4 protein-coding genes are annotated in these 3708 nt (G+C 65.2%); all 4 read left to right on the top strand.

All coding sequences use genetic code 11. The features are described from left to right. Positions 1-189 precede the first annotated feature (189 nt). On the top strand, positions 190-1365 hold the full coding sequence (locus GO615_RS27285; protein ID WP_169132990.1) for an ABC transporter substrate-binding protein: 1176 nt from the start codon (positions 190-192) through the stop codon (positions 1363-1365). A gap of 85 nt (positions 1366-1450) precedes the next feature. Continuing rightward, complete coding sequence (locus GO615_RS27280; protein WP_169132989.1) at positions 1451-2323, top strand: branched-chain amino acid ABC transporter permease; 873 nt, start codon at positions 1451-1453, stop codon at positions 2321-2323. Between the two features lie 2 nt (positions 2324-2325). Continuing rightward, a complete protein-coding gene (locus GO615_RS27275) occupies positions 2326-3273 on the top strand; it encodes a branched-chain amino acid ABC transporter permease (RefSeq protein WP_246262506.1) in 948 nt (315 codons plus the stop codon). Next, positions 3260-3708: ATP-binding cassette domain-containing protein (locus GO615_RS27270; protein ID WP_169132987.1), on the top strand; the 449-nt coding region annotated here is incomplete at its 3' end. The genes GO615_RS27275 and GO615_RS27270, both read left to right, overlap by 14 nt.

Raw genomic sequence — 3708 nt, 5'->3', positions numbered from 1 at the left:
AGGCGATGCCGGCGGCGGCGACCGGAAAGATCCTGAAAGGGCAGCTCAAGCAGCAGGCGCAGGACACGTATCGCGCAAGGGTACAGGACAAGACAGTAAAGGATGGAAGACCGCGCTGAGGTGCGCCGGTTTTCGCGGGAAGACGGGAGCCGGGTGCGGACCCCGATCAATGAATGGAGGAGGATGAAAATGGACTGCAACTGCATCATTCGGAGCAAACTCGGGCTGGCCGCGTTGGCCTTGTCACTGACCGCGGGCGTCGCGTCCGCCGAGGAACTCCTCGTCGGCGCGGAGATCCCGCTGACCGGCTCGCTGGCGCGCGTCGGTGCGGGCATGAACGAGGGCATCTCGGTCGCGGTCGAGGTGTTCAACAAGACCAACGGCAAGCACACCATCAAGGTCATCACCGCCGACGACGAATCGGCCCCCGCCAAGGCCATCGCCGCAGTCGAGAAGCTTGCCGGGCAGGGCGTCGTCGCGATCACCGGCGGCTACGGGTCGAATAACATCGGCCCGGCCTCCGACGCCGCGAACAAGCTCGGCCTGCCCTACATCACCTCGGGTGGCGTCGACGACAGCCTGACCGAGCGCGGCATCAAGACCTTCTTCCGCATCAACAACACCGCCGGTTACCGCAAGGCGATGGTAGGCCTGCTGGACGACATGAAGGTCAAGTCGGCGTCGGTCATCTATTCGACCAAGGAGGCGACCGCTGACCTCGCGAAGGACGTGCAGAAGGAACTCGCGGCAAAGGGCATGACCGTCGGCATGCATGCGTTCGACCCGGCGATCACCGACTTCAAGCCGATCATCAACAAGATCCGGCTGCAGGACAAGTCCGAAGTGATCCTGATGGCCGGCTATGAGAACGACTACGTCGGCATCCTGCGTGCCGCCAAGGTGCTCAAGCCCGACGTCAAGGCGATGATCGGCGTGTGGTCGCTGGCGACGCCCAAGATGGTCGCAGACTTCCCCGACCTGATGCCATCGGTGTATGGCACGGCGCTGCTGCCCTTCCCGGCGGAGTTCAAGACCGCCGACGGCAAGCTCTTCGCCGACACCTACAAGAAGCTCTACAACAAGGAACCCGACTACCTCGGCCAGTTCGGCTACGTGCAGTCGATGATCCTGTTCGAGGCCATCGCGCGCGCCGCCGACAAGGGCACGCTCAAGAAAGGCGGCGTCGTCCAGGAGCTCGCCAGGACGGATCGCGAGACGCTGATCGGCCGCGTGCAGTTCAACGACAAGGGCGACAACGTCAATTTCGTCCATCGCATGGGGCAGCACCAGAACGGCAAGATCGCCATCGTGTGGCCGAGCGACGCGGCCACCGGGAAGATGAGTTTCCCCGGGGTGCCCTGGTAAGCCGCACCTTCTCCCGCGGACGGCAGGCGCGACGCTGCGCCGCCTTCCGTCCGCGCCCGACGAATCCTCCGGAGTTCATCCCAAAATGTTGGACCTCATCCTGCAGGCGCTGTATTCGGGCGTGCTCCAGGGCGGCTCGTACGCCCTGATCGCCCTCGGACTTGCGCTCGTCTTCGGGACCATGAAGGTGATCAATCTGGCGCACGGGGAATTCGTGCTGCTGGCCGCCTACATGGCCCACACGGTCGAGGCTAAGCTCGGCCTGAGCCCGGTCCTCGCCATTCCCGTGGCGCTGGTGCTGGTGTGCCTCTGCGCGGTCGTGGTGTATTTCCTGATCAGCCTGATCAGAAAGGACCGCGAACTCAACTCGCTGATTCTGACCTACGGTGTCGGCATCATCCTGACCAATGCCGTGCTGCTGATCTGGTCGGCCGATGTGCGCTCGACCTCCTCGGCGTGGATGCAGGATGCGTTCGTCGTCGGGCCGTTCTACAGCATGCGCAGCGAACTGCTGTTCTTCGCCGTCAGCATCGTGCTGATGGGCGCGCTGTGGTGGTGGCTGTCGCGCAGCTGGTACGGGCGTGCCGTGCGCGCCGTGTCCAGCAATCGCGATGCCGCCAAGCTGATGGGCATCAACCCGCGCGCCACCGAGATCGTCTCCTTCGTCGTCGCCGGCATCCTCGCCGCCTTCGCCGGGGTCGCGATCTTCAGCTACGGCGTGATCCAGCCAGCCTTCGGCCACGTGCTCACGGTCAAGGCCTTCATCATCACGGTGCTCGCCGGCATAGGCTCGATTCCGGGCGTGCTGGTCGGCGCATTGCTGCTCGGCGTCGCCGAGGCGCTCACGGTCACGCTCGCGAGTTCGGCGTTGCAGGAGCTCGCCGGCATGGCGCTGTTCCTAATGGTGCTGTTCGTGATGCCCAACGGGCTGTTCGGTGCTGCGGGGAGAAGGGGATGAAAATGTCCAGGACAGGTCTCGCGCTGATCGCTGCTGCGTACATCGCCGTGCCGCTGCTGCTCGGCAGCAACAACTACGTCATGAGCCTGGTCGTCGCCGCGATGATCATCGGCGGCATCGCGCTCGCGTGGGCGCTGCTGGGGAACCTCGGCGGCATGGTGAGTTTCGGTCACTCCGCGTTCTTCGGCGTCGGCGCCTACGTCTCGGCGCTGCTGACGATGAAGGCCGGCGTACCGGTGCTGGCGGCGATGTTGCTCGGCGGCGCCGGTGCGGTGCTCGCCTCGCTGGTGATGCTGCCGGTGCTGCGCCTGAAAGGCCCGTATTTCGCGCTCGCGATCCTCGCCTATGCGCACATCTTCAAGATCATCGCGACCGAGTGGAGCTCGGTGACCGGCGGCTCGGCGGGACTGGCGAGCGTGCCGCGCTTTCCCGAACTGATGGGCTTCGACTTCAGCGGCAAGATCGGCAGCTACCTGATCATCCTGACCGTGCTGCTGGCGTTCGTTGCCGCCTACCGGGCGATCCGCGCGAGCCACTACGGCATCGCGCTGCGCGCGATGCACGACAGCGAGGACGCCACGCGCGTGGTCGGCGTCAACAGCACGCTGCTGAAGGCCGTGATGCTGTTCGTGTCGGCCTTCATGACCGGCGTGGTCGGCGCGTTCAACGTGCATTACATCAACTTCCTCGAGCCGGACTACGCGTTCAGCGGCCTGTGGGTCACGCTGCCGATCGTCGCGGCGATCTTCGGCGGCTACCGCACCATCGTCGGCCCGCTGGCCGGGGCGGTGACGGTGTATCTGGTCGACCAGCTCGTGTTCAAGAACCTTATCCCCTCCGGTCACCAGCTGATCCTCGGTGCGTTGCTGGTGGCGATGATCATCTTCAGCCCCGGCGGCCTGATTCCGCTGCTGCGCAAGGGCTTCGGGAGGAAACATGCTGCGGCTTGAAGACGTTTCGGTCCGTTTTGGCGGCCTGACGGCGGTCAACACCGTCACCCTGTCGGTCGGCACCCACGAGGTCGTGGGCCTGGTCGGCCCCAACGGCGCCGGCAAGACGACGCTGTTCAACGCGGTGTCCGGCCTCGTCCGGCCGTCGGGCGGGCGCATCATCTTCGACTCGGTCGACGTCCTGCACGCGCCGTTGCACAAGCGGGCGCGCATGGGTATCGGACGCACCTTCCAGATCCCGCAGCCGATGCATGAGCTGACGGTGCGCGAAAACCTCATCGTCGCGCAGCGCTTCGGCACCGGCCAGGTCGACGAGCGCAAGATCACCGAAGTGCTGGAATTCACCAACCTCAAGGACAAGGCGCACCGCAACGCCGCGACCGAACTGGCGCTGACCGAACTGAAGGCGCTCGAGGTCGCGAAGGCACTGTCGAC

The sequence above is a fragment of the Aromatoleum evansii genome (assembly GCF_012910805.1).
Classification (GTDB): Bacteria; Pseudomonadota; Gammaproteobacteria; order Burkholderiales; family Rhodocyclaceae; genus Aromatoleum; species Aromatoleum evansii.
The sequence above is the reverse complement of the archived record's forward strand: the minus strand, read 5'-3'. Positions and strand labels throughout refer to the sequence as shown.